Below are 25823 nucleotides of genomic sequence, written 5' to 3' on the forward strand. Positions count from 1 at the left end.
GGAAAGATTTCATGTGGAGCTCTTTTAAAAAACGTTTAATGGCAGTGTTTGTCATTCATAATTTCTTCCGGATCCGCATAGCTTGTCTTAAAAGGGACCCCGGGAGGAAAAGATGGCATATATTCTGGATCATGTTTTGCTGTGGAGGGAAGGGAAAACCAAGCCGGCGTCCATTCTGATAGAAGCAGACCGCTTTAGAATGATTAGGAGTCAATTAGACCGCTTCCACTGTATGAAAGTCAATTTAGAAGATTATGTCATGACGGGAGGGCAGGTGATGCTGGATTCCTGTACAGAAGAGGATCAGTCATTTGCAAGTTTTAAGGAGCATATGAAAAACAATGTACTTGGAAGGGGGTGCACCTGCTTTATTTCCATCATCCCCGTCAACAGGTCAAAAGAAATAGCAGTCAAAACGGCAAAAAGAAGGCAGATTCTGATTAATGCCCCTGCAGACCATTACCTCGCTTTAAAATGTCCAATCAAATCATTGACCCCCTCCTTCATCTATGAAGCGAAAAAACAGCAGATTTCACTGATTTTTGCAGAGCTGAACAATGAATCAGACTATCAATCCTTCACATGGCCATGGCTTAGAGATGCTCTTTACCTGCATCCTGTCACCTTTATTCCTTTCTGGAATCATCGGGAACCTAATCCTAAGCTTGACAGGCAATGGAGCGCATTTATGGGCAGGACAGGCATTCCGGTGCTCCCGCACTCCATCCATCCACTCCAGCCTCTAAAGATAGCCGACCTCAGGATTCTCGGTATTGATCCTGAAAAAGGGAGGGTCCGGCTGAATGGGGACGCGGACTATAACCTCTTTACAAAAAACACCTTAAGCGATTCGGTTGAAACAAAGCCGCATCTCGATTATGATAATCATATTCCAACCATATCAATTCAAAGAGGCAGGGTGCTGAAGGCCGGACAGGCTGTATTTTTTAAGCCGGGATTCGGTGAGGAAAAGCATATTGTGATACGCTCCTCGTATTCAAGCCCCCTGTCCCTCATATAGAAAGGAACATGGACCTTGGCAGTAACTTTAACCGATGCAATTACCTTAGTTGAAAACGGAGATGCCGAAAAAGGGCTTGAACAGCTTACGATCCTTGAAGGTACGTTACATGATGAGGAAAAATTTCTGCTGGCAGATAAATATTATGAGTGGGGTTTGCCCGACAAAGCTCTGAATCTGCTTTCTGATCTTCATCTTCTTTATCCCCGGGAAACAGACATTTCTTTGCTCATGGCAGAAGCCTATATTGATCTGGAGCAGGAGGATGAAGCGATTGCCATTCTCGATCAAATCGATAAAGGAGACGATGCTTATCCTCAGGCGCTGCTGCTTCAAGCCGATCTTTATCAGCTGCAGGGCTTGCAGGAGGTCAGTGAGAGGAAGCTTAAGGAAGCCAAAAAACTGCTTCCTGATGAACCCCTGATTGATTTCGCACTTGGAGAATTCTATTTTCACAGCGGTGATGACCACTCTTCCGTTGCCTATTACAAGCAGGCTGCTTCTGCCGGAGACTCATTTGCCGGAGTGGACATTAACCAGCGGCTTGCCGATGCCCTGAGCGGGTCAGGTGAGTTTGAAGCCGCTTTGCCCCACTACGAAAAAGCGTTAGCTGATAAACTGGATTTGCATGCATTGTTTGGTTTCGGTATCGCCGCACTAAGGGCAGGGCAAGCAAAAACAGCCATTCATCAGCTGGAGAAGCTAAAAGAGCTTGACCCGGAATTTTCGTCCCTTTATTTGCCTCTAGCCAGAGCCTATGAAGAAGAGGAAATGGTGCAGGAAAGCCTTGAAGCAGCGCTTGAAGGAATCAGACAGGACGAAATGAACAAAGAGCTCTTTTTGTATGCAGGGAAAGCTGCTCTTAAGAACAACCAGCCGGATCAAGCGGCTTCTTTATTAAAGGAAGCAGCAGCCATAGATCCAGGCCATGCGGAAGCGGTTCTCACCCTGGCTAATCTTTATCAGCATCAGGAGCAGTATGAGGAAATCATCGACTTGCTTACAGAGGTTATGAAATTTGAAGAAGAAGATCCGCAGTATTTCTGGCTTCTTGGTAAAAGCTATAACGAAACGGAAAAATTTTCACAGGCATCAGACTATTATGAACGCGCATATAAATTTTTTAAGGACCAGACAGATTTCCTTGAAGAGTACGGCCGCTTCCTTATCGAGGAAGGGAATCGCCAAAAAGCGATTGATTTATTCAGAAGAATCCTCATGATTGATCCGGCTAATGTCGAAATCGAAGCATTATTGATGCAATTAGAAGACGAATTTAAGAGCTGATCAGGCAGGATTTTGAATTCATAATGTTGAAATTTTCATATAAAGAAATGTTTAGCAGAGGAGGGAACTACGATGATGACCCCTGTTTCTGTCCATGAGAAGAAGGATTTTATCAGATGGTTTTTAAATCACTATCAGCTGAAGCGGAGAGAGTGTGTCTGGATTCTGAATTACCTGATGAGCCATGATGCTCTGATGGAAAAGGTTCATTTTGTTGAACAGGCCCAATACTGCCCGCGCGGGATCATCATGTCTACCCATTGTGTAGAGGAGGTGCCGTTCAGGTTTTACAAAGAAAATGTCATGACTACGGATGCTGAGAAATCTTTCCATGACATCCGCCTGAACCGTGATGAAGAACTTTATATCCAGATAAATTTCCGGTCTTCCTATCAATCTCCGCAATATGCAGCCGTTATGGAAGCCAACCCCTTTATGCCGAAGCATTTAAACGGGAATGAGAAAGACCGGATCATTGCAGAACGCGTCCTTGAGAGTGCGATTCAAAATTACCAGAAGGATAAGCTTTTGCTCATGATAGATGAAGCGCTGGACCGTCATGACGAAGAAGCGTTTAAAGAACTGACCGGCAGGCTTAACGCGCTAAAATAGGGTGAAAGTCCTCGATTTTCGAGGGCTTTTTATCTTGCTTTTTTAAGTGGGCGGTAAAATATTCTCAATTTTCTGCTAGCGATTGCTTTTATCCCATTAACGTGTAAAAATGAAAATGAAAACGTTTGCAAGTGCAAGCGATTTCACAAACGATCTTAGGGGGAAGAGTATGAAGGGGAAAATAAGGGGATTGTTCTCATCTTTTGCTGCTGTCCTATTAGTGCTCAGTACATTGGCAGGTATTCCTGCAGCATCGGCATCAGCTGATTTGCAAACGGTTGCATCAAAAGGGTTAAATGCGGAGAAGGCTGAACAGAAATACAGCTACACCATCAATTATTACCGGTATGACGGAAAAGCAAAGGACTGGGACCTGTGGATTTGGGAGGATGGGAAAGACGGCCGTGAGGTGGATTTCGCAGAAGAATCTGAAGGGTTCGCAAAAGCAGTATTTGAAGCTTCTTCCAGTAAAGTCAATGTCATTGCGAGGCCTGGAAACTGGACGACCCAAGAAATGACCCGTACAATGGTCATCCCGGATGGAGAAACGAGCGGGGAAGGATGGATTGTTGAAGGTGATTCATCGGTTTATGCAAGCAAAGACGAAACGGATGTTGGAGAACAAATTTCCTCTGCTATGATGGACTCGCTGGAACGGGTCAGCATCACCTCTTCGCACTCTTTAAAGAATGAGGATATAAACGGCTTTAAACTAATGGACAAAGCAGCAAATAAAGAAATAGATGCTTCCGTTAAAAAAGTAAAAGATAATCAAGTGATGCTTCTGGTTGAAGATTCAGGGTCCATTGACGTTAGAAATACGTATATCGTGAAAAGCGACCGTTTTGGAGAAAAGAAGGTGACGGTCAGGAAAGCCCTTGATGATAAGAAATTTTTTTATGGAGGTGACGATCTCGGTGCAGTCTACAAGCCAGGACAGACAGATTTTAAGGTTTGGGCGCCGACAGCCGAAAAAGTGAGCCTCGTTCTTTACGACAGCGCCGGTACATATACGGAGCAAGGTACGGTAAATGACCATGCAGATGGTACGGAACAGGTGATGAGAAGAGAAGATAATGGGGTTTGGTCAGGATCAGGTAAAGGAGATTTGAACGGAAAATTCTATATGTATAAAATAGAGTTTTCTGACGGCAAGGTGAATTACGCAGTCGATCCGTACGCAAAGGCAGTAAGCGCAAACGGTCAAAGATCCGCTATTGTAAGTCTGGAGGCCACAGATCCATCCGGCTGGAATCCAATGGACAAGCCTTCTGTAGCTTCTGCTGCAGATGCTTCTCTTTATGAACTTCATGTAAGAGACTTCTCACAGGATCCGGATTCCGGAATGAAATACCGGGGGAAATTTAAAGCGTTTACAGAAACGGGAACAAAAAACAGCAGTGGAACGTCTACCGGAATTGATCACCTTGCGGATTTAGGAATCAATTATGTCCATTTGCTGCCCTCCTATGATTTCAAAACCGTCAACGAATTAAAGGCAGATGATCCGGCCTCATCTGATCCGAAATTTAACTGGGGCTATGATCCGCAGAATTTTAATGTTCCCGAAGGGTCCTATTCAACAGACCCGGCAGATCCGGATGTGCGGATTAAAGAATTTAAAGAAATGGTCCAGGCAATGCACAATAAAGGAATCCGGGTTGTAATGGATGTGGTATACAACCATACATTCGAAACGGAGAACGGACCGTTTAATAAAATTGTTCCCGGCTACTTCTACCGAACGAATGACAGTGGAACGTATACCAATGGAAGCGGAACAGGGAATGAGGTCGCCACTGAAAGACCGATGGTGCGCAAATACATTAAAGACTCTGTGAAATACTGGGCTGAAGAGTATGGGGTGGATGGCTTCAGGTTTGATCTTATGGGTTTGATTGACGTGCACACGATGGAACAGCTGACAAAGGAACTGAAAGAGCAAGTCGATCCGACCCTGCTAATATATGGTGAGCCATGGCAAGCTGGAGGGTCACCTCTCGCAGAAAGTCTTCAGACGACTAAAGGCGCACAAAAAGATAAAGGTTTTGCCGTTTTCAATGATAACATCCGCGGGGCAATCAAAGGCGGGAGCGATGATGCGTCAAAGGGTTTTGCCACTGGGGAGAATGACCGGGAAGAAGCGATTGTGACCGGAGTAAAAGGATCCATCACTGATTTTACAAATTCCCCTCTCGAATCAATCAATTACGTGACGGCTCACGACAATTTAAACATGTGGGATAAAATCATTAAAACTCAGGGCCTCGAGGAAAAAGAGGGGTTTGTTCAGATTAAAGACGGCAAGCTGCAGGGAGAAGATGCAGCAGCCTATAAAACGGTGGAAGAAGCTGTAGCGGCTGCGACGCCCCATCACGCTGTCAGCTCAGAAGATGAGCTTTCCAATGAAACAGTCAAACGCTCACTGCTTGCAAATGGAATTGCCATAACTTCTCAAGGAATCCCGTTTATTCATGCCGGAGATGAAATGCTCCGCACCAAATACGGAGACCATAACAGCTATAAAAGTCCGGATGCCATCAATCAATTGGATTGGAGCGATTTAACGGATTTTGACCTCGTGAATAAGTATTATCAGGGGCTGTATAAGCTTCGGAGTGCACATCCAGCATTTAAAATGACAGAAAAACAGCAGGTAGAAGCACACGTGGAAGTTCTGCAGCAGCAAAACAATGTCGTCGCTTATCAGTTTAAAAATCACGCGAACGGGGATAAATGGAAAAACGCTATCGTTATCTATAACGCTGATTCCTCGGTACAAAAGGTCAGCCTGCCAGCTTCCGAAAACGAATGGAAGATTGTGGTGAATGATCGTCAGGCAGGTACTTCTGTATTGGGGAAAGCCAAGGGAGCAGCTGAGGTTCAGCCGCTATCCATGATGGTCTTATATGATGAAGAAAGAACAGAGGAGTCCGTGCCGGCCTCTATCTCTCTTCCAGCTGCTCAGCTTTATATGGAACCTGGAGCCTCAAGGATGATTCAGGCTTCTGTAAAAGATCAATTTGGAGCAAGCATGAAAAATCAGCCACTCCAATGGTCCAGTGCAGACGAAAAGATCGTCCAGACCGATTCCAGAGGAAAACTGAGGGCAAAACAAACGGGAAAAACAACCGTTACGGTATCAAGCGGTGCAGTTAAACAATCTGTTTCCGTTACAGTGGCTGATCGCAATCCTGCTTCAATAACTTTGCAAGGAAAAGAGGCCGTCTATGAATCCAGCTCCATCCAGCTGCAAAGCACTGTGAAGGATCAATTCGGACAGGTTATGGAAGAAGCTTCTGTAGAATGGACGTCCTCTAATCCAAAAGCGGCGTCTGTTTCCTCCTCGGGTGAAGTAACCGGGCTGGCTCCGGGAAAAACAGTCATTACTGCCAGGAGCGGTTCAGTCACTGCGCAAAAGCAGGTTGAGGTTAAAAAATATGTTCAAAGATACGTAGAATTCACTTATAAAAGACCTTCAGGAGACTATGAAGGGTGGAATATCTGGACATGGCAAACGGGAGCAGAGGATGGAGAAAAGCGCTTTTCCAAAGTAACGGAAAACGGAGCGGTAGCGAAGTTTCCTATCGGCCCGGATACAACGAAAATAGGGTTTGTCCTAAGAAAAGGTACAGATTGGGCTGAAAAGGATGCTTACGGTCAAGACCGGTACATTGAAGCAGATCTATCTCAGCCGGTAACGAAAGTAATGGTAACGAGCGGTGTTGGACCTTTTGAAACCGTTCCGCCTGTTAAGGGTCCAATTCTTGGAGACGGAAAGCTGACGTTTATTTACCGGGATCAGGAGCTGTATGAAACGGGTTCTCAGGAGCAGATAGATAAGGTCCAGGTGAAAATTAACGGCAATACGGAAGAGATGCAATACGATCAGAAAAATCAGTACTTTGCTTTCACTCTGGAGAATTTAAAGGAAGGCACCTATGAATATACATTTCTTGTAACGAAAAACGGACAAACAACAGAAATGAGTGATCCGTATAATACGGATGAAAACGGCAAATCTGTCATGACCTATTCCGTACCGGAAATTAATGTGACGGCTTCTGCTTACCCAAAGGAAATCTCATCCAGAGAAAATGCAGTCATAACGGTGAATACGGATTCAGAGGCTGAAGCGGAGCTATCCGACATGCACATAGATTTGCGGCCGCTCGGTGGGATGGAACACACGAGGGTAGATCCCGCTCTGAATGAAATAAGTGTTTCCGTGAAGGACACGGTAGCCGCAGGTGTAAAAAAGCTGCCAATTACGGTAAAGGACCAGTATGGAAACACCCATAAAGGAATGGCAAAGCTTGAAATCAAATCCGTTCCGTCAGCAGGCTCAGCCAAGGATGAGTTTGACTGGGATGAAGCCAGAATCTATTTTATGCTTACGGACCGGTTCTATGACGGGGATCCGGCCAACAATGATCCGAACGGTGAAAATTACGATAAGAAGCATCCGGAAAGCTACCACGGCGGTGATTTCGCGGGAATTCTCAAGAAGCTGGATTACCTGGAAGATATGGGCATCAATACTATATGGATAACCCCCATTGTCGATAATGTTGACTGGAATATCCGGAGCGGAAAGAAAGGCGCTCAATATGGGTACCACGGATATTGGGCCAAGGACTTTACGAAGCTGGATGAGCATCTGGGCGATTTAAAGACCTTCCAGAAACTGATAGACAAAGCGCATGATAAAGGCATGAAAATCATGGTTGATGTCGTCTTGAATCATGGCGGCTACGGCCTGAAGGACGGCGGACAGCAAGATATTCCGAATTATCCGGCCATTGAAGATTCCCTTCGTTTCAAAGGTATGTTCCGCGATGGGGGGACGGATGTGATCAAGGGTGAGCTTGCTGGTCTGCCAGACTTTAAGACGGAAGAACCGGAAGTGCGCAATCAGATTATCAAGTGGCAGACAGACTGGCTGAAAAAAGCAAAAACAAAGCGCGGTGACACCATCGACTATTTCCGTGTAGATACCGTTAAGCACGTGGACTCTACTGCGTGGAATGCATTTAAAAACGAGCTGACTAAAATAAAGCCTGATTTTAAGCTGATAGGCGAAAATTATGGAGCCAGTCCGGAGAATACAGGCGGCTATCTTAATAGCGGGCAGATGGATTCCCTGCTTGATTTTGGATTTAAGCAAGAGGCTGCGGCGTTCATAAACGGCAGCATTGAACAAACCGAGGCGAATCTTGAAAAACGGAATGCCCAGCTAAACAACACGGCGATGCTCGGGCAATTTTTAAGCAGCCACGATGAAGATGGTTTTCTTACTGCTTTTGCTGATGGGGACCTTTCTAAGCAAATGATCGCTGCAAGCCTCCAGGTTACAGCAAAAGGACAGCCGGTCATATACTATGGGGAAGAAATTGGCCTGTCAGGCAAACACGGGGGAGACTTCGATAAAGGTGAGTTCAATGAGAACCGTTATGATATGGCATGGGATCAGATTAGCGGCAATAAGATGGCTGCCCACTATGCCCGTTTGCTGCAAACGAGAAAGCACTATTCCGAAGTCTTCTCAAAAGGGGATAGAAAGCTCGTTGCCGGAAGCAACAAGGACGGCTATCTTGTATTCTCAAGAAAATATGAAGGACAAGAGCTGCTGATCGGGATAAATACGACCGATGAAGCTAAGGAGGCCGTCATTCCTGCAGGTAAAGGGTCGTCTGCAAAGGATCTCTATTCCGGCAAGGATTATAAGATTCAAAAAGACGGCAAGGCAGCAGTTACCATACCTGGCCGCTCTGAAGGAGGCACTGTTATCATAAAAAGATGGAAGTAATAAAAATCTTCTGAAAATAATTCAATAATCATGTAAAATATAGACAATGGAGCTTAATCTTCATTGTCTTCTTTTTCAATTTACCGCTTAGGAGGTGTATTCAGCATGAAATGGGCTGCGGCAGATGCAATCGCGTTAGAGAAAGAAAAAGAATACATAGATACGATCGTTGTCCCGCTGATTCCTGCAGGTGCTGATCCTTCCATTCTTCAAAATGTGTATAACGGAGAATTTATCACCCTGCTGTCTGAGGAACTGGAAAGGCAATTTAGGGGCAGGCTGGTTTTGAGTCCTCCATTCACGTATCTGCCGGGGGAAAAAAATGCGGCGGAGAGAATTTTAGAATGGAAAGAATCGTTAAGCAGGTTTCCATATATTCTCTTGCTTACTTCAGATCCAAATTGGAAAACAACATCCGGTGTGCTCGGGAACGAACTAATATGGATCCCATCAATCCCGATGGAGAATATTGACCGCAATGCCGCAGGACAGGTGCTCGATAGTCATTTGCAGCAAATTATGAACATTCTATTACAATTTTGGAAATGTAAATGAAAACCCTGTCATTATACTTTTTTCCATAAAAGGATGATATTGACCCGTTTATGAGATTGATATATCATTAGAATGTCCTAGTACTATAAATTTTTTTACGCGTTGCATCCAGACTTCATCTATAGGGGATAGAAGGGGGAGAAAGATGAGCGAGAGAAAGCATGGGGTATCCAGAAGGCAATTCCTTAATTACACGCTTACCGGCGTTGGCGGCTTTATGGCCGCAGGGATGATAATGCCGATGGTCCGCTTTGCCCTTGACCCTGTTCTGCGTCCCGTAGCAGGCCAGGATTTAGTCCAGGTGGTTAAGGTGGACGAAATTACAGCTGAACCAAAGCGGTTCAATTTTAAGATTAAACAGGTGGATGCATGGTATGAATCCGATGAGCCCCGTTCAGCCTGGGTATTTAAGGATGAAAAGGGCGAAATCGTCGCCCTGTCTCCTGTATGCAAGCACTTGGGATGCACGGTCAGCTGGAACGGAGATCCGGAGAATCAGAACCAGTTTTTCTGTCCATGCCATTACGGCCGTTACGAGAAAAACGGTGATAATATTCCAGGTACACCGCCGCTTGCTCCGCTTGACGTATTCGAACAGCAGGTGAAGGACGGCTACCTGTATCTCGGAAAAGCCAAGAAGAAGGGAGCATAGCCGATGCTGAATAAAATTTACGACTGGGTGGATGAGCGTCTGGATATTACTCCTTTGTGGCGGGATATAGCGGATCACGAAGTACCGGAGCATGTGAATCCGGCCCATCATTTTTCTGCATTCGTCTACTGCTTTGGGGGACTCACTTTTTTCGTCACAGTCATTCAGGTGTTATCCGGTATGTTTTTGACGATGTACTATGTGCCTGACATTAAAAATGCCTGGGAATCTGTTTATTATTTGCAGAATGAAGTGGCATTCGGCCAAATCGTCAGAGGGATGCATCACTGGGGAGCGAGTCTTGTCATTGTCATGATGTTTCTTCATACCCTTCGAGTCTTTTTCCAGGGAGCGTATAAGAAACCGCGTGAATTAAACTGGATTGTCGGTGTGCTGATTTTCTTTGTCATGCTCGGCCTTGGCTTTACAGGTTATTTGCTGCCATGGGATATGAAAGCGCTTTTCGCCACGAAAGTCGGGCTTCAGATTGCAGAGGCTACACCATTTATAGGCACACAGGTCAAAACCCTCCTTTCCGGACATCCGGAAATCGTCGGTGCCCAGACTCTTACACGCTTCTTCGCCATCCATGTATTCTTCCTTCCGGCCGCTTTATTCGGTCTGATGGCGGCTCATTTCCTGATGATTCGGAAACAGGGAATTTCCGGGCCTTTGTAAAATCGACCATTTTATACAGCACCATCTAAAAAGGAGGGGGAATCATGCATCGCGGAAAAGGCATGAAATTTGTCGGGGATTCTCGTGTCCCTGCAGAAAGAAAACCGAACATTCCGAAAGATTATTCAGAGTTTCCTGGCAAAACCGAAGCATTCTGGCCAAATTTTCTGCTAAGGGAATGGATGGTTGGAGCGGTATTCCTGATAGGGTTTTTGTGTCTGACAGTCGCTCATCCATCTCCGCTCGAAAGGGTTGCAGACCCTACGGACACGGGATACATTCCGCTGCCTGACTGGTACTTTCTGTTTTTGTATCAGCTCTTAAAATATTCATACGCTGCCGGACCATATACGGTTATCGGAGCAATGATTATGCCGGGCATTGCAGCGGGAGCTCTGCTGCTTGTCCCTTTTCTTGACCAGGGACCTGAACGCAGACCGGCTAAACGGCCAGTGACTGTCGGTATGATGCTTCTTGCGACAGCGGCCATCATCTTTCTTACATGGGAATCTGTAGCTACTACAGACTGGAAGAAAATCGGGGAGCAGGGAAAAATTACGGCAGAGGCTGAAATTGATACAAGTTCTGAAGGATATAAAGTGTTTCAGGAGCAAACGTGTGTCTCTTGTCATGGGGATAATCTTCAGGGCGGCGCAGCAGGGCCTTCGCTTGTCGACAGCGGATTAAAGCCTGAAGAAATCGCCAAGATTGCGAAAGAAGGACAGGGCACAATGCCTGCCGGTGTGTTTAAAGGGACGGATGAAGAGCTTAAGGTGCTTTCTGAATTTGTATCGACCGTTTCGTCCAAGTAAAAGCTGACATTTTGTCAGCTTTTTTATATGATTAAAAGGATGCAGATCCGAGGGCTGTTTTATCCAGTCCCTTTTCTGCTGAGCTGGAAGAAATTTTAAAAGAAATGAGAGCGGTATATGAAGACGATCTATTTGATTTTAGCCGGGAAACCTTTTTTGTTTGTGCTGTTTGCCGTTAATCTGCTGGGCACTCTGTACGGATATTATTGGTATACAGGCCAGCTGGCGGTGACCGAACCGCATTTCCTGATTTTTGTTCCCGACAGCCCGACGGCCAGCCTGTTTTTTACAATTGTCATTCTGCTCTTCTTATTTGGAAGAAGGTCAAAGCTGATGGAAGCACTTGCTGTCGTGACGCTGTTTAAATACGGGATTTGGGCAACGGTCATGAATATGCTTGTTTTGATCACAACCGGGGATCTCGCTCCGGCAGGGTATATGCTGATGGCCTCCCATCTTGCCATGGCTGTCCAGGGGCTCCTTTACATTCCTTTTTACCGTTTCAGGGCTGTCCATCTGCTTATAGCTGCAGGATGGACCCTGCACAACGATGTGATTGACTATGTGTTTGGACAGATGCCGATTTACTATTCGCTGATGGATTACTTGCCGAATATCGGTTATTTTACGTTCTGGCTTAGTGTCCTCTCGATTGGGATTGGCTACTGGTTCGTCATTAAAGAAAAAAGAATGAAGCTTGAAATTCTCTAAAGGTTCTTCAGGATGGTCTAAACTTGTCCCCCTTCACATATTTTTTACTAGAAGATTTGGGGGGGACAATCATGGGGAGATGGATCATTTGCTTTACAGTCCTGTTTCTTCTTTTCGCAAGTACGGAAGCAAAGGGAGATGAGAATGATAGATGGAACAGCCTTTCGAAAACTTCTTACAGCGCTTTCCAGCTGGCAAAGCAGGGAAGAACAGCTGATTGCCTTCAAATGCTCAACTATTTTTCAAGGCAATTTGAAAAACATCCGGTCTCTGGGCAATCCGTTTCCAGCCGGACGATCAGGACCATATCGGCTGTTCACAGCAAGGCAGTCGAAACGCTTAGTGAACAGACCAGGGATCCTGATGCGAAAATGCGTGCTGTCACCCAGTTTCATATGGTGGTAGATGCGGCGTTTACAGAAAATGAGCCTCTCTGGAGCTCGATGGAGGATACCATGATGGCTTCCTTTCAGCATTTGAAGGAGGACGCAGCAGGAGGGAATACCACTTCCTTCGAACAGGACTGGAATGAATTTTTAAGCTTGTATGAAACGATTTACCCCTCCGTTTCCGTTGATGTCACGCCCGGCCAGATTCGTAAGGTGCAAGCGCTGATATCATCTGTAGAAGATGATTTGTCGGAAAATGTTTCACAGGAAGCCCGAATCAGCCAGCTGACTTCAATGGAAACAGAATTTAAAAACCTCTTTAAAGGGGTAAAAGAAGATGAAGCAGACCCCTCGCTGATTTGGGTCATTATTTCGACAGGCGGGATGATTATTCTGACTTTAACGTATGCCGCCTGGAGAAAATTTAAAGGCGAAAAGGAAAAACAGGTGGAACGGGAACGGGAATGGTAAAAGGAAAAGTGGCCTGCACGGCTGCTTTTTTTATGCCGGGTTCCTTTCATTCATTCAGCCAGGAGGGGAGACAGAGATCTTCCCTTGCACAATACTCAATGTTCCCCTATTTTAAGCAAGCGCCTTAGGGTTTTTTTCTGTCCAGAAGGTATTAAAGCTCCCCCTATCCTAAAATAAATAAAGCCATTCTTAAATGTGTCCAAAAAAAGATTGTGAAAATGTGAACAATGTGTGGAGATATCGTGAATGGTATAGAAATAGGTTAAAAGAAATTATAGACTGTGGGTATATATTCAATGGAAGAGACGCGTCTCTTCCCCAAAAAGGAGGAGCCGACATTGTTTGAGTATGATCCGGTTTTGTACAGCCGCATCCTGACAGGACTTACGCTTGCGGTGCATACCATTTTTTCTACTTTGGGAGTGGGGGTACCCCTTTTAATTGCACTTGCCGAGTGGATGGGAATTAAAAAAAATGATGAACATTATCACTTGCTTGCAAGAAGATGGGCCCGCGGCTACATCATCACAGTAGCAGTCGGAGTCGTTACAGGCACCGCGATTGCTTTGCAGCTGAGTTTATTATGGCCCAAATTTATGCAGGTGGCTGGTCAGACAATCAGTTTTCCGCTTTTCCTTGAAACCTTTGCATTCTTCTTTGAAGCAATCTTTCTTGGTATTTATTTATATACATGGGACCGCTTTAAAAACAAAATGTATCATTTAATGCTGTTAATCCCAGCAGCGCTTGGCGCAACAGCATCCGGCTTTTTTATCACGACAGTCAATTCGTTTATGAATGCACCTCTGGGATTTACTTATGAGAACGGGGTTCTTTCCAACATTAATCCATTTGCAGCTATGTTTAATCCGGCAACACCGACAAAAGTATCCCATGTGCTATCATCTGCTTACTTAACAGCAGCATTCATCCTTGCAGCTATTTCAGCTGTTGCCATATTACGTGGGAAACATCATATTTACCATAAAAAGGCGCTTCATCTGTCTATGATGACGGCATTTGTTTTCGCCATTACAACCGCGCTGATTGGCGATTTATCCGGAAAATATTTAGCAAACTATCAGCCTGAGAAACTTGCAGCTGCCGAATGGCATTTTGAAACGGTCGAGGAAGCTTCCTTGGTATTGGGAGGGATTCTGGATGAAGATCGTGAGGTTAAATATGCGCTGGAGATTCCATACGCGCTCAGTATCTTAGCACATGGGACACCTGATGCTGAAGTTACCGGCCTTGAAGAATTCCCAGAGGAGGATTGGCCGCCATTAATGGTTCATTACATGTTTGACCTGATGGTTGGGATCGGGATGAGTCTTGCTGCAATCTCCTTTCTGTATGTCGTTTTTAAAAAGAAAAAGAATTGGAATCCTTATAACAAGCCGCTGCTTATACTGATTGCTGCAGGTGGACCGCTCGCAATGCTTGCGATTGAAGCCGGCTGGTTTTTTGCAGAGGAAGGCAGGCAGCCGTGGATCATCAGAGGAGTGATGCGGACGGCAGACGGGGCAACCTCCTCACAGCATGTAGACATTATGCTGTATTTATTTGCCGCACTTTATGCCGTATTAATCGTATCTGCAGCGACTGTGCTGTTCAGGACGTTTAAAGCAAATCCAGTTGAAAAAGAATTAAAAAAACGCGGAATGGAATAGGGGGGAGATTATGAGCTATGAAGTACTCGGCGTAACGGTGCTATGGACCTTTTTATATGGCTATCTCATTGTAGCTTCCATAGATTTCGGAGCCGGTTTTTTCAACTATTATGCTTCTGCAACGGGAAAAGGACACGTTGTCCAGAAGGTCATCAACCGGTACCTATCACCTGTGTGGGAAGTGACAAATGTATTTCTGATTTTCTTTTACGTAGGGCTGATCGGCTTTTTTCCAAATGTGTCGTATTACTATGGAACAGCTCTGCTCGTCCCCGGGAGCATTGCTGTGATCCTGATCGCCATCCGCGGGTCCTATTATGCCTTTCATCACTATGGACATAAAGAGCGCCATCGGTATCAGCTTCTCTATGGAGCAACCGGTCTTTTAATCCCTGCATCCCTTTCAACGGTTTTAACGATTTCTGAGGGAGGCTACATCGAGATAAATGGGTCAGAGCTTTCATTGAACTATGGCACATTGTTTACAAGCTCCTATTCATGGGCTGTTGTCTTTCTTGCAATTGTAAGCGTGCTGTATATTTCAGCTTGTTTCCTTACCTTTTATGCACATAAAGCAGGGGATAACGGGGCGTATACCGTTTTAAGAAAGTATGCCCTGTTTTGGAGCGGCCCTACGATTCTTGCAAGCTTTCTCGTATTTTGGGCGATGTATGTCCATAACAGGGTTCACTTTGAGAAAATGCTGGACGCAGGCTGGCTCTTCGGCCTTTCAATTTTGTTCTTTTTAGGAGCTGTGTATTTAATTTGGAAGAAAAAACGTCCGGGAATATCATTTATTCTCGTCATGCTGCAGTTTGCAGCAGCATTTTACGGGTATGGATCAGCGCATTTACCGTACCTGCTGTACCCTCATTTAACAATCTATGACAGTTTTACGAATGAAACGATGGCACTTACGCTGATTGGTTCCTTTATAGCAGGTTTTTGCCTGCTCGTTCCATCGCTCTATTTATTAATGAAACTGTTTTTATTCAATAACGAATACGTACAGGGAAAAAAATAGGGGAGGGAAGGACTATGAATACATTCCTGATCATGATTGCGCCGGTATTGCTTGTTGCCGGAGCCATTGTCTTCTTGTTTATATGGGGGGCTAAAGGCAAGGATCTTTCTTAAGGCAAAAGCTTAATAGCTGACTGCTTGGCAAAGTATGCAAGCTTAGTATTCTTTCCGGCAGCACATGACTCTGACGCAGTGCAAAAGCCCTTTAAAAAAGACCAAACAGAAAGTGAGGAGATCCACAGCTTATGGAACAGCTGAGAAAAAGAGCACTGGCCCACAAAAAATGGATGATCCCTCTTTTCCTCTCATCGGTTATGAATGGGGTCTTGCTGGTCGGACAGGCATATGGATTCGTCTATATCGTTGATCAGGTCTTTCTTAAGGAGGCGGCATTACAGGACGTTTTTCCGGCCTTTATACTATTGCTGCTAACACTCACTGCCCGCGTATGGTTTATTTTTCTATCAAGAAAATTAGGCATCAGGATTGGAACAAAGGTCAAGGGGGAAATCCGCAGGGAATTGATCCGCAAATACGCCGGCAATCCCCTTCAGTCTTCGCTGAGCGGCCAGACAGGGAAGAAAGCTGGGGTGGTCATGGATGCAGTGGATGAAATTGACCCTTACTTCAGTTTTTATATCCCGCAGCTGATTCAGACGAGCATCCTTCCGCTGATTATTTTGATTGCCGTTTTCACCGAGCACCTCTATTCAGGCCTGCTGATGCTTGTTACGGCCCCGTTTTTTCCGATTTATATGATTGTCATCGGATTAAAAACGCAAAAAAAAGCCGATAGGCAAATGGAGAAAATGACTGCTTTCTCAGGACATTTCCTGGATGTGCTGCAAGGTTTGCCCACTCTCAAACTGCTGGGTAAATCCAAGGAGCAAAAGCAGTTAATCCGCCAAAAGAGCTTTGAGTTCCGGGATGCAACGATGGACGTTCTAAAAACGGCCTTCTCATCCTCTTTGGCCCTTGAATTTATCGCGATGCTAAGCGTAGGGCTGATTGCGTTTGAACTCGGTCTGCAGCTGGTCGTCTTTGAAAATATGACATTCTTTGGAGCGTTTTTTATTCTTATACTGGCCCCCGATTTTTATTTAGCCTTGCGGGATCTGGGGAGCGCGTTTCACGCCGGGCGCGGAAGCATGGGAGCAGCTGGAAAAATAGCTGAGGAACTGGAAGACACCGGAAAAGACGTGGAGTGGGGAAGCTCAGAGTGGACATTTGAAGCACCACCTGAAATTTCCTTTGATCACGTTCACTTCTCGTACACGGACGGCTCATTTTCATTACGTGATGTCACAATTGCAATCAAACCGTTCCAAAAGGCGGCTATTATCGGTCCGAATGGTTCCGGGAAAACGACAATGCTGCGATTGCTATCAGGCCTTGTGGATCCTTCAGATGGAACCATTTTTGTAAACGGCCGCCCCCGGGGTGAATTTAGTGAGCAGGGATGGTTTCGAAAAATGACCTATATTTCCCAGCATCCTTACCTATTCTCAGGAACGATCAAAGAAAACATCTGCCTCGGAGCAACGGATGAGGTGGACGAGCAGGAATTGATAGCTGCTGTTGAAAAATCCGGTTTGATCAAACTGATTGAGTCGCTCGATCAAGGAATCGACACCCGGATCGGTGAGGGCGGGCGCGGTCTGTCAGGCGGAGAGAAGCAGAGGATCGCTCTGGCGAGAGCGTTTGTTAAAAAGCCGTCTCTCATCCTTTTTGATGAACCGACGACAGGACTCGATTTGTATACAGAACGAATATTGCAATCCTCCATACGTGAGCTGAGTGAAAGGGCGAGCATGATTACGGTGGCCCATCGGCTCTATACGATCAGAGAGGCGGATCTGCTAATTTATATGAGCGGGGGAAAGGTGCTTGCCTCTGGAACTCATGAACAGCTTTTAAAGGCTGTGCCAGCCTATCAAAATATGGTGCAAGAGCAGCGGGGAGCGGTTAAACTATGAAAAGTTTGTTTGCCATCAGCCAGATTGCAATGAGAGAAAAAAAAGACATTATGCTCACAGCTTTATTAGGAGTGTCAGCGGCACTGATCGGGACCGCGCTATTTGGTGCCAGCGGATATGTCATCTCAAAAGCAGCGCTTATCCCTCCGCTTTATACACTGACCGTCATGCTTGCCCTTTTAAAATTATTCGGCATTGCACGTGCGGTCAGCCGTTATGGAGAACGGTATTTTTCCCATAAAGCAACCTTTACCATTCTAGGGAATATGAGGGCTGCCTTTTTTGAGAGGCTGGAGCCCATGTCACCTGCCCTCCTGCAGCGCTGGCGGAGCGGAGACCTGCTCGCGCGAATTGTGGGAGATGTAGAGAGTCTGCAAAACTTTTTTTTGAGGGTTTTCTATCCTCCGGTCGTTTTCTTTTTTGTGTTTTTGAGTACGTTCTTTTTCAGTTCGTTTTATTCCATTTGGATCTGTATAATCATTGCAGCGGGTATGATTCTTACCGGAATCGCTGTACCTGCCTTTTTTGCATGGCAGCAGCAGCGCAGGAAAAATACCGTTCAAATGCTCAGGAGGGAGCTTTCTGCAGAAGCAGCCGAGTTTCTGTATGGATTCCGTGAACTGAAAATTCACCAGAAGGCAGATGAAAAAGAGGCAGCGCTCCTGGAAAAGTCAGAGCGTTATCTCAAGGAACAGGAGGGGAGGCTTGCTGATGAAAACAGAAGTCAATCCTTGAATCTGCTCCTCTCAATGATTGTCTGCTGGGGCATTGCCATAGCGGGTGTCTACGAAGTGACGCATGGCAGTATGGACGGGATTTATCTGGCTATGCTGATCATGATCGGGTTAAACGTGTTTGAATATGCGATTCCTATGGCTGTTTTTCCATCTTATTACGCAGACAGCAAGCAATCGTCCGAGCAGCTTTTTTCAGCCGTCTCCGGAAATTTTGGTGTGCAGGAGAAAGAGGAGCCGCTGGAGTTATCAAAGCATGGTTCAATTGAAGTGAAGGTGAGGGATTTAACCTTTGCCTTCCCGGATGAAGGGAGGGACACTCTTCACAGCATCTCTGTCACCTTTCCTAAAGGATCAAAAACAGCCATCGTGGGGCCTTCCGGTTCCGGAAAATCAACCCTTGTTCAGCTGATTTTAAAGATGGCAGAGGCCAAGAGCGGGGAGCTGTATGTGAACGGTGCGCCCATCCACAGGCTCCGGAAGGAAGATATATGGCAGGCGGCTAATGCGGTTCTTCAGGAAAATCATTTTTTCTACGGCACCATCAGGGAAAATTTACTGCTTGCTGACGGGCATGCCACTGAGGAGGAGCTGGAGCGCGCTTTGCGAGAAGCTGAACTCGATACGCATCGATTAGATGACCGTGTACTGGAAAAAGGAGAAAACCTGTCAGGAGGAGAGCGCCAAAAACTGGCACTGGCCCGCGCCTTTTTGAAAAAAGGCTGGATCTGGCTGCTTGACGAGCCTTTTTCTTCCATGGACCTGCTGACGGAAAAAAATATGGTGCAGCGGATTTTTAATAAAACGCAGGAAGCGACTGTCATTTTTATAAGCCATCGTCTGTCAGGACTGGAAAACATGGATCAGATTCTTGTAATGGATGAAGGGACAGTAGTAGAGGCGGGCTCTTTTTCAGATCTCATGGAGAGAAAAGGATATTTTTATGAGTTAAAGAAAGTCGAAGCCGATATCCTGTCCCAATAGATGAAGCCTTAGTCCCAGGACCAGCAAATGCAGGCTTTAAAACCTGAACAGCCGGATGATAAACAGGCGCAGCTGCCGGAAAACTTGATATGGAAAAGCAATAAGAGACCCCGGATGGCTGCGAGCCATCCGGGGTTTTAGCTGAAATAGGCAAAAGGACTCGCCATTTTACCTTGCGATCGGATTTTTCTCACTGTCGAGTGTAAAGCCTTCCCCCAGAACATCATGCACATCAGTGACCGCAACAAACGCATGGGGATCCACGGATGTAATGACTTGCTTGAGCCGGACAATTTCATTCTTATCGACAACGCAGTATAATACATTCATAGCATTGCCGGAGTATGAACCCTGCCCTTTTAGAATAGTCACCCCCCGATCCATTTCTTCCAGGATTTTTCTGGATATTTTATCATGATGGGAAGAAATAATGGTCGCTCCTTTTGCGCCATATGCACCGTCCTGCATAAAATCAATGACCCGGGCACCTACAAAGACTGCGACGAGCGTGTACATCGCTTCCCTTAATTCAAGATAGGTAAGCAAAGATAGGCCTATGACGCCAGCGTCAAAGAGAAACATCGTTTTCCCCATGCTGATGCCTTTGTATTTTTGGATAAGCCTGGCGATAATATCCACCCCTCCGGTTGTACCGCCGTACCGGAAAATAATGCCCAGCCCCACTCCGATAAAGACACCGGCAAACAGGGCAACAAGCAGCAGATCGCCCGACAGATTCAAAGCCACCTGATACCTCTGGAAAATCCACAAAAACACGGAAAGGCTGATCGTGCCGATCATCGTGTAAATAAACGAGATTCTCCCGAGAAGCTTCCACCCGATGATAAACAGCGGAATATTCAGGACGAGATTAGAGATGGATGGATCAATGGTAAAAATAAAATAGAGGAGCAGAGTAATGCCGGTAAAACCGCCTTCAGCCAGCTTATTTTGCATGTTAAAATGAACAAGACCGAAAGCAAAGATGGAAGAGCCAAGCAGGATAAATAGAATATTGCGTATTTTTAATCCGTTCAATGAAAATCAACTCCGTATCAGCTAATCACAGCGATAATAGTATAGTTCAACCGGGGCAAAACGGCAAATCAGCGCGCAGGAGCCCATCAGATGCTATAATTAAAAACAGACGAATACATAACGAAAGCAGGGAACACAATGAGCGGAAAATCCATGAAGGATATTCAAATAGAAGTGGACGAGTACATAGGACAATTTAAAGAAGGGTATTTCAGCCCGCTTGCCATGACGGCACGGCTGACGGAGGAGCTAGGGGAGCTTGCCAGGGAAATCAACCACAGATACGGAGAAAAACCCAAAAAAGAAACAGAAGCAGAAAAGGCGATCGAAGAAGAGCTAGGCGACGTGCTGTTTGTGCTTGTCTGCATGGCCAACTCTTTGCAGATTGATCTGACTGATGCTCATGATGCTGTTATGAAAAAATTTGCTGTCCGCGACCAACACCGCTGGACGAAGAAAGAGGAGAAGTGAATATGGAATCCATCAAAATCGCAATAGCTGGACCGCGCGGCAGAATGGGAAAGGAAGCGGTTGCCCTTGTTGAGGAAACCCCTCACTTTGAATTAGCGGGTGTGCTGGACCGGATCAACGGGGGGAAAAGACTGAACGAAACAGGAGATGGCTTTACGAGCGATGCCATGATTTATACAGACGTTCAAACATGCCTGTTCGAAAGCAATCCCGATGTGCTTATCGACTTGACCGTTCCGGAAACAGGCATGCTTCATGCCAGGACCGCTCTTGAAATGGGCGTGCGCCCTGTCGTGGGAACAACGGGGTTTACAGAAGCCAACCTGGCGGAATTAAAAGAGCTTGCAGAAACGAAGCATCTTGGCATCATCATTGCTCCTAATTTTGCCGTCGGCGCCGTGCTGATGATGAAATTTTCGCAAATGGCAGCCAGGTATTTCCCGGATATTGAGATTATTGAGCAGCATCACGATCAAAAACTTGATGCCCCGTCCGGGACCGGGATAAAAACCGCGGAGATGATATCCGCTGTAAGAGAAGATAAAAGTCAGGGTCATCCTTCTGAAAAAGAAGTGCTGGATGGTGCAAGAGGGGCTTCCTATAACGGCATCAGGATCCACAGCGTCAGGCTGCCCGGATTGGTTGCCCATCAGGAGGTGCTGTTCGGCGGAGAAGGGCAGACGCTGAAAATCCGCCATGATTCCTATGACCGCAAATCGTTCATGTCCGGTGTCAGGCTCTGTGCAGAACAGGTGATGAAGCTCGATACGCTTGTTTACGGTCTTGAAAATATCATTGAATAAGGGGGAAAGGTCATGAAGATTGCACTCATTGCCCATGATAAAAAGAAAAATGATATTGTTCAATTTTCAACGGCATACAAAAGCATTTTAGAGGACCATGAACTTTATGCAACCGGCACGACCGGCCTCCGGATTACGGAAGCGACCGGGCTGAAGATTACCAGATGCCAATCCGGGCCCCTCGGAGGGGACCAGGAAATAGGAGCGATGATTGCCAGGAATGAAATGGATGCGGTTATCTTCTTCCGCGATCCTCTCACCGCCCAGCCGCATGAACCAGACGTTTCCGCTCTGATTCGGCTGTGTGATGTCTATGCCATCCCTTTGGCAACGAATATGGGAACAGCGGAGATTTTGATTCATGGGCTGAACAGGGGAGATCTTACATGGAGAAAGGTCATTCACAAACAGCGGGGAGATTCTCATGAATCCTGAGCGGAAGCCCGGCTGCAGTATAACGGGGACCGATACAGGCTGTTCCCGCATAAACCGGCTTGTTTCAAATATTTTCCCTTTTAAGCCAATAGGCAGCCTTCACACCCTCTGCAATGAGGGCCCTTACATAAAATCCGCATCTCCGACTGCTGAAGAACCCTTTTTAAAAGGCCGTATTTTCGGGAGACAAATCGTATTGAAAGAAATGCCAGGTGATTATTAATGAAAAAGAAATTAAAAATAGGAATTACGTGCTACCCGTCTGTAGGCGGTTCAGGAGTTGTCGCAACGGAACTTGGAAAGCTTTTAGCTGAAAAAGGCCATGAGATTCACTTCATCACATCAAGTATCCCGTTTAGGCTGAACAAGGTCTACAGCAATATTTATTTTCATGGGGTGGAGGTCAATCAGTACTCTGTGTTTAAAAACCCCCCCTATGACCTTGCCCTCTCAAGTAAAATGGCAGAGGTTGCCCAGCGTGAGGATTTGGATCTTCTTCACGTACACTATGCGATTCCTCACGCCATCTGCGCGTTTTTGGCTAAACAGATGACAGGGGACAATCTCAAAATCGTCACCACACTTCATGGGACCGATATTACGGTACTCGGATTCGATCCATCTATGGCTCAGCTGATCCGGTTCGGGATTGAAGCTTCAGACCGTGTGACGGCTGTTTCCAACGCACTCGTCAGGCAGACATATGACTTAATAGCCCCCGACAAGCATATCGAAACCGTTTACAATTTCATTGATGAGCGGGTTTATTTTAAGAAAGATGCCGCTCAGCTGAAAAAGGCGTACAAAATTGAGGAGCATGAAAAGGTATTGATTCATGTATCGAACTTCAGAAAGGTCAAACGGGTGCAAGATGTTGTCCAAACCTTCGCACGCGTTGCCGGGAGAGCATCCGCCAAACTGCTTCTCGTAGGGGACGGACCTGAGATGTCGGGTATATGCAGCCTTGTTCAGGAGCTTGGGCTGAAGGATAAGGTCCTGTTCTTAGGAAAGCAGGAAAATCTGGACGAACTTTATTCAATTAGTGATATTAAGCTGCTCATGTCTGAAAAAGAAAGCTTTGGCCTTGTTTTGCTCGAAGCGATGGCATGCGGTGTTCCTTGTATCGGCACAAATATCGGAGGAATTCCCGAAGTCATTTCGAATGGGGAGAACGGATTTATTGTCAGCGTAGGCGATACGGAGGCCGCTGCTTCCCATATCATCAGAATGCTTGAAGACGGGGGCTTGCATACCCGCCTTTCTGAACAAGCAGTGATAACAGCAAGAACAGCCTTTAAAACAGATCAGATTGTTGAACAATATGAGCAAATTTATTACGGACTGATCCGCGATGGAGAATAAACCATTGAAGAGTGAATTTCTGCGGGCCCTTCCAGTAATTGAGGAACTTGAGAAAAATGGATATGAGGCGTATTTTGTTGGAGGTTCAGTAAGGGATTTGCTCCTCGGACGGGAGATCCGGGATGTGGATATCGCAACTTCCGCGCCACCGGAAGAAATAGAACGGATATTTCCGAAGACGGCAGACGTCGGAGCTGCGCACGGAACGATTCTTGTTTTGATGGAGGGGGAACCCTTTGAAGTGACGACATTCAGAACGGAATCTGCATATGAAAATTTCCGAAGACCCGAAAATGTTCAGTTTGTTACATCTCTTACAGAGGATTTAAAACGAAGAGATTTTACAATAAACGCAATCGCTATGGATAAAAACGGAAACCTATACGATTATTTTCATGGCCGTGAAGCGCTTTCATTAAAATTGATACAAACGGTTGGGAGTCCCGAAGAGCGGTTTTCAGAGGACGCTTTGAGGATGCTCAGAGCCCTGCGTTTTTCCAGTCAGCTCCAATTTTCTCTATCTGAAGACACATTGGAGGCTATTTGTAAGCTTTCAGGATTATTGAAGCATATTTCCGTAGAACGAAAGCTCTCAGAATTTGATAAACTGCTTTCAGGAAAATCCGCAGTGCCCGCCCTCCATTTGCTTCGCGATACCGGCCTGATCGATTATATGCCGGGGTTAGCCATGCCATCAAACAGGATGGATCAATTTTTGGCCCGAACACTCCCTGCCTCCTTCGGAACGGCACAAAGATGGGCACTCCTGCTTTTTGATTTGCACCCCGAAGAACCTGAAAAATTTCTAAAACAATGGAAAAAGCCGGGCAAAACCATGAAAGAAATCCTAAACATCCTGTTTTTTTTAAACGAAAGATTGAAAAAGAGCTGGAATGAGGAGCTCCTTTATAAAGCTGATGAGAAAACAGTATTCTATACAGAGAGTATTTGCTCCTCACAGCCGGACTGGAAATCTTCTATTGGACCGGAAGAAGCCGTCCGTCGTTACCGGGATTTGAACATTCATTCAAGAAATGACCTTAGGATCAATGGGGATGATCTTGTCTGTCTTGCCAAAAAAGATCCTGGTCCCTGGATCGCCAGTGCACTGACCAAAATCGAAGAGGAAGTGCTTGCAGGAAGGCTTGCCAATTCAGCAAAAGACATTGAGAGGTGGTTTCTCCAATGGAGCAATCGAGCAGAAATGTAAAGCGAAAACTTTTAGAAGCTTTTGCCCGTTCAAGCGAGGAATACGTATCCGGGCAAAAGATCAGTGAAATGCTCGGATGTTCACGTACGGCTGTATGGAAGCACATTGAGCTGCTCCGAAAAGAAGGATATGAAGTGGAGGCCGTCCGCAGATTGGGGTACCGGCTGACAAAAAAGCCTGACACGTTAAGTGCAGCCGAAATCCAATCAGGCCTAGCCACTTCTTTTATGGGACAATCTATTTATCACGAAAAATCAGTGCCCTCCACCCAGAAAATTGCCCACACGCTTGCTTCAGAGGGAGCATCGGAAGGAACGGTCGTTATTGCGGATGAGCAGACAGAGGGAAGAGGCAGACTGGCACGGGTGTGGCATTCGCCGATCAATACGGGTATCTGGATGAGCTGCATTCTAAAGCCGAAAATACCTCTTAGCCAGACCCCCCAGCTAACTTTGCTTACAGCGGTGGCTGTCGTTCAAGCCATTGAAGAAACAGCAGGAGTGCATCCGTCTATAAAGTGGCCGAATGATATTTTAATCAACGGGAAAAAAGCAGTAGGAATTTTAACCGAATTGCAGGCTGAAGCGGATTCTGTTCATTCTGTAATCATAGGGACCGGCATTAATGTCAACCAGGAGGGAGCCGACTTTCCGGATGAATTAAAACCGATTGCCACTTCACTTAAATTGGAGGCCGGCAGGGAAGTTTCCAGAGCCGCACTCATCCAAGCCATCCTTCAAAAACTGGAGCAGCTTTACACAACGTATCTGGCTTCGGGCTTCCATCCTGTTAAGCTTCTCTGGGAATCCTATTCCATTAGCCTCGGCAGAGAAATTAAAGCCAGGACCCTACAGGGAACCTTATCAGGAAAAGCCCTCGGGATTAATGATGAGGGTGTGCTTTTGCTTGAAACCGCGGAAGGAAAGATTGAAAAAATTTATTCTGCTGACATTGAACTGTCCTAGAAGCGAAATAAATTGATAATTAGCCGGTATTTGATATACTTGAATCGGGTAGTATCCGTTTTCACGGAACTGCACCGCGAAATTTTAAAACCAAATGCTGCGCAATGAAAAAGTCTGCCTTGATCCAAAGGACTGGGACAGAGGAATGATCCTTC

General features: G+C 45.9%; 22 protein-coding genes. 21 read left to right on the forward strand and 1 reads right to left on the reverse strand.

Features of this window, described 5'->3' with window-relative positions; all coding sequences use genetic code 11:
• Positions 1 to 112 precede the first annotated feature (112 nt).
• From ACQCV8_RS07795 to cydC, 15 genes are all read left to right on the forward strand, one after another.
• A complete protein-coding gene (locus ACQCV8_RS07795; protein ID WP_426844009.1) occupies positions 113 to 1021 on the forward strand; it encodes a hypothetical protein in 909 nt (302 codons plus the stop codon).
• A 15-nt stretch (positions 1022 to 1036) separates the two neighbouring features.
• On the forward strand, positions 1037 to 2308 hold the full coding sequence (locus ACQCV8_RS07800) for a tetratricopeptide repeat protein (protein WP_426844010.1): 1272 nt from the start codon (positions 1037 to 1039) through the stop codon (positions 2306 to 2308).
• 72 nt (positions 2309 to 2380) lie between these two features.
• On the forward strand, positions 2381 to 2920 hold the full coding sequence (locus ACQCV8_RS07805; protein ID WP_426844011.1) for a ReoY family proteolytic degradation factor: 540 nt from the start codon (positions 2381 to 2383) through the stop codon (positions 2918 to 2920).
• Between the two features lie 169 nt (positions 2921 to 3089).
• Positions 3090 to 8729 carry a type I pullulanase gene (pulA, locus tag ACQCV8_RS07810; RefSeq protein ID WP_426844013.1) on the forward strand — a complete coding sequence of 1880 codons (5640 nt, stop codon included), beginning with the start codon at positions 3090 to 3092 and terminating at the stop codon, positions 8727 to 8729.
• A 105-nt stretch (positions 8730 to 8834) separates the two neighbouring features.
• Positions 8835 to 9284, forward strand: a complete 450-nt coding sequence (locus tag ACQCV8_RS07815; RefSeq protein WP_426844014.1) for a DUF2487 family protein — start codon at positions 8835 to 8837, stop codon at positions 9282 to 9284.
• A 145-nt stretch (positions 9285 to 9429) separates the two neighbouring features.
• Positions 9430 to 9936: a ubiquinol-cytochrome c reductase iron-sulfur subunit gene (locus ACQCV8_RS07820; protein ID WP_426844015.1), complete on the forward strand. Its 507-nt coding sequence runs from the start codon at positions 9430 to 9432 to the stop codon at positions 9934 to 9936.
• Between the two features lie 3 nt (positions 9937 to 9939).
• The gene (gene qcrB, locus ACQCV8_RS07825; RefSeq protein ID WP_426844016.1) at positions 9940 to 10614 is read left to right on the forward strand and encodes a menaquinol-cytochrome c reductase cytochrome b subunit; all 675 of its coding nucleotides are present in this window, start codon (positions 9940 to 9942) and stop codon (positions 10612 to 10614) included.
• Positions 10615 to 10658: 44 nt separating this feature from the next.
• Positions 10659 to 11426 carry a c-type cytochrome gene (locus ACQCV8_RS07830; protein ID WP_426844017.1) on the forward strand — a complete coding sequence of 256 codons (768 nt, stop codon included), beginning with the start codon at positions 10659 to 10661 and terminating at the stop codon, positions 11424 to 11426.
• Between the two features lie 117 nt (positions 11427 to 11543).
• On the forward strand, positions 11544 to 12137 hold the full coding sequence (locus ACQCV8_RS07835; protein WP_426844018.1) for a DUF1405 domain-containing protein: 594 nt from the start codon (positions 11544 to 11546) through the stop codon (positions 12135 to 12137).
• A 71-nt stretch (positions 12138 to 12208) separates the two neighbouring features.
• Positions 12209 to 12997, forward strand: a complete 789-nt coding sequence (gene ypjB, locus ACQCV8_RS07840; protein ID WP_426844019.1) for a sporulation protein YpjB — start codon at positions 12209 to 12211, stop codon at positions 12995 to 12997.
• 338 nt (positions 12998 to 13335) lie between these two features.
• The gene (locus ACQCV8_RS07845; protein ID WP_426844020.1) at positions 13336 to 14667 is read left to right on the forward strand and encodes a cytochrome ubiquinol oxidase subunit I; all 1332 of its coding nucleotides are present in this window, start codon (positions 13336 to 13338) and stop codon (positions 14665 to 14667) included.
• A gap of 10 nt (positions 14668 to 14677) precedes the next feature.
• The gene (locus ACQCV8_RS07850) at positions 14678 to 15691 is read left to right on the forward strand and encodes a cytochrome d ubiquinol oxidase subunit II (protein WP_426844021.1); all 1014 of its coding nucleotides are present in this window, start codon (positions 14678 to 14680) and stop codon (positions 15689 to 15691) included.
• Positions 15692 to 15705: 14 nt separating this feature from the next.
• A complete protein-coding gene (cydS, locus tag ACQCV8_RS07855; protein WP_426844022.1) occupies positions 15706 to 15804 on the forward strand; it encodes a cytochrome bd oxidase small subunit CydS in 99 nt (32 codons plus the stop codon).
• A gap of 131 nt (positions 15805 to 15935) precedes the next feature.
• Positions 15936 to 17666 (forward strand): thiol reductant ABC exporter subunit CydD, encoded by a 1731-nt coding sequence (gene cydD / locus ACQCV8_RS07860; protein ID WP_426844023.1) that lies wholly within the window; start codon positions 15936 to 15938, stop codon positions 17664 to 17666.
• Positions 17663 to 19384 carry a thiol reductant ABC exporter subunit CydC gene (gene cydC / locus ACQCV8_RS07865; protein ID WP_426844024.1) on the forward strand — a complete coding sequence of 574 codons (1722 nt, stop codon included), beginning with the start codon at positions 17663 to 17665 and terminating at the stop codon, positions 19382 to 19384. Before cydD ends, cydC begins: the two co-directional genes overlap by 4 nt.
• 168 nt (positions 19385 to 19552) lie before the next feature.
• Here the strand turns inward: cydC and ACQCV8_RS07870 are convergent, their stop codons facing one another.
• Complete coding sequence (locus ACQCV8_RS07870; RefSeq protein WP_426844025.1) at positions 19553 to 20422, reverse strand: YitT family protein; 870 nt, start codon at positions 20420 to 20422, stop codon at positions 19553 to 19555.
• A 138-nt stretch (positions 20423 to 20560) separates the two neighbouring features.
• Here ACQCV8_RS07870 and ACQCV8_RS07875 point away from each other — a divergent pair, with 138 nt between their 5' ends.
• The 6 genes from ACQCV8_RS07875 to ACQCV8_RS07900 all read left to right on the forward strand — a co-directional run bounded on the left by ACQCV8_RS07875 (position 20561) and on the right by ACQCV8_RS07900 (position 25668).
• Entirely contained in the window at positions 20561 to 20893 is a 333-nt protein-coding gene (locus ACQCV8_RS07875) for a nucleotide pyrophosphohydrolase (protein ID WP_426844026.1), read from the forward strand.
• Entirely contained in the window at positions 20890 to 21696 is an 807-nt protein-coding gene (dapB, locus tag ACQCV8_RS07880) for a 4-hydroxy-tetrahydrodipicolinate reductase (RefSeq protein ID WP_426844027.1), read from the forward strand. Before ACQCV8_RS07875 ends, dapB begins: the two co-directional genes overlap by 4 nt.
• Positions 21697 to 21708: 12 nt before the next feature.
• A complete protein-coding gene (gene mgsA / locus ACQCV8_RS07885) occupies positions 21709 to 22131 on the forward strand; it encodes a methylglyoxal synthase (RefSeq protein ID WP_426844028.1) in 423 nt (140 codons plus the stop codon).
• Between the two features lie 222 nt (positions 22132 to 22353).
• Entirely contained in the window at positions 22354 to 23493 is a 1140-nt protein-coding gene (gene bshA / locus ACQCV8_RS07890; RefSeq protein WP_426844029.1) for an N-acetyl-alpha-D-glucosaminyl L-malate synthase BshA, read from the forward strand.
• Between the two features lie 4 nt (positions 23494 to 23497).
• On the forward strand, positions 23498 to 24703 hold the full coding sequence (locus ACQCV8_RS07895; RefSeq protein ID WP_426844030.1) for a CCA tRNA nucleotidyltransferase: 1206 nt from the start codon (positions 23498 to 23500) through the stop codon (positions 24701 to 24703).
• Positions 24679 to 25668: a biotin--[acetyl-CoA-carboxylase] ligase gene (locus ACQCV8_RS07900; RefSeq protein ID WP_426844031.1), complete on the forward strand. Its 990-nt coding sequence runs from the start codon at positions 24679 to 24681 to the stop codon at positions 25666 to 25668. Before ACQCV8_RS07895 ends, ACQCV8_RS07900 begins: the two co-directional genes overlap by 25 nt.
• The last annotated feature ends 155 nt before the right edge of the window (positions 25669 to 25823 follow it).

This window comes from Metabacillus sp. 84, assembly GCF_050107715.1.
In the GTDB taxonomy this organism is placed as follows: Bacteria; Bacillota; Bacilli; order Bacillales; family Bacillaceae; genus Metabacillus_B.

Excerpts from the sequence above, each read along its gene's own strand:
- ypjB (WP_426844019.1), top strand. The coding sequence starts at position 12,209 with ATGGGGAGATGGATCATTTGCTTTACAGTCCTGTTTCTTCTTTTCGCA.
- ACQCV8_RS07850 (WP_426844021.1), top strand. The coding sequence starts at position 14,678 with ATGAGCTATGAAGTACTCGGCGTAACGGTGCTATGGACCTTTTTATAT.
- cydC (WP_426844024.1), top strand. The coding sequence starts at position 17,663 with ATGAAAAGTTTGTTTGCCATCAGCCAGATTGCAATGAGAGAAAAAAAA.
- cydD (WP_426844023.1), top strand. The coding sequence starts at position 15,936 with ATGGAACAGCTGAGAAAAAGAGCACTGGCCCACAAAAAATGGATGATC.
- bshA (WP_426844029.1), top strand. The coding sequence starts at position 22,354 with ATGAAAAAGAAATTAAAAATAGGAATTACGTGCTACCCGTCTGTAGGC.
- mgsA (WP_426844028.1), top strand. The coding sequence starts at position 21,709 with ATGAAGATTGCACTCATTGCCCATGATAAAAAGAAAAATGATATTGTT.
- ACQCV8_RS07900 (WP_426844031.1), top strand. The coding sequence starts at position 24,679 with ATGGAGCAATCGAGCAGAAATGTAAAGCGAAAACTTTTAGAAGCTTTT.
- ACQCV8_RS07830 (WP_426844017.1), top strand. The coding sequence starts at position 10,659 with ATGCATCGCGGAAAAGGCATGAAATTTGTCGGGGATTCTCGTGTCCCT.
- ACQCV8_RS07795 (WP_426844009.1), top strand. The coding sequence starts at position 113 with ATGGCATATATTCTGGATCATGTTTTGCTGTGGAGGGAAGGGAAAACC.
- cydS (WP_426844022.1), top strand. The coding sequence starts at position 15,706 with ATGAATACATTCCTGATCATGATTGCGCCGGTATTGCTTGTTGCCGGA.
- ACQCV8_RS07820 (WP_426844015.1), top strand. The coding sequence starts at position 9,430 with ATGAGCGAGAGAAAGCATGGGGTATCCAGAAGGCAATTCCTTAATTAC.
- ACQCV8_RS07875 (WP_426844026.1), top strand. The coding sequence starts at position 20,561 with ATGAGCGGAAAATCCATGAAGGATATTCAAATAGAAGTGGACGAGTAC.
- ACQCV8_RS07805 (WP_426844011.1), top strand. The coding sequence starts at position 2,381 with ATGATGACCCCTGTTTCTGTCCATGAGAAGAAGGATTTTATCAGATGG.
- qcrB (WP_426844016.1), top strand. The coding sequence starts at position 9,940 with ATGCTGAATAAAATTTACGACTGGGTGGATGAGCGTCTGGATATTACT.
- ACQCV8_RS07835 (WP_426844018.1), top strand. The coding sequence starts at position 11,544 with ATGAAGACGATCTATTTGATTTTAGCCGGGAAACCTTTTTTGTTTGTG.
- ACQCV8_RS07815 (WP_426844014.1), top strand. The coding sequence starts at position 8,835 with ATGAAATGGGCTGCGGCAGATGCAATCGCGTTAGAGAAAGAAAAAGAA.
- pulA (WP_426844013.1), top strand. The coding sequence starts at position 3,090 with ATGAAGGGGAAAATAAGGGGATTGTTCTCATCTTTTGCTGCTGTCCTA.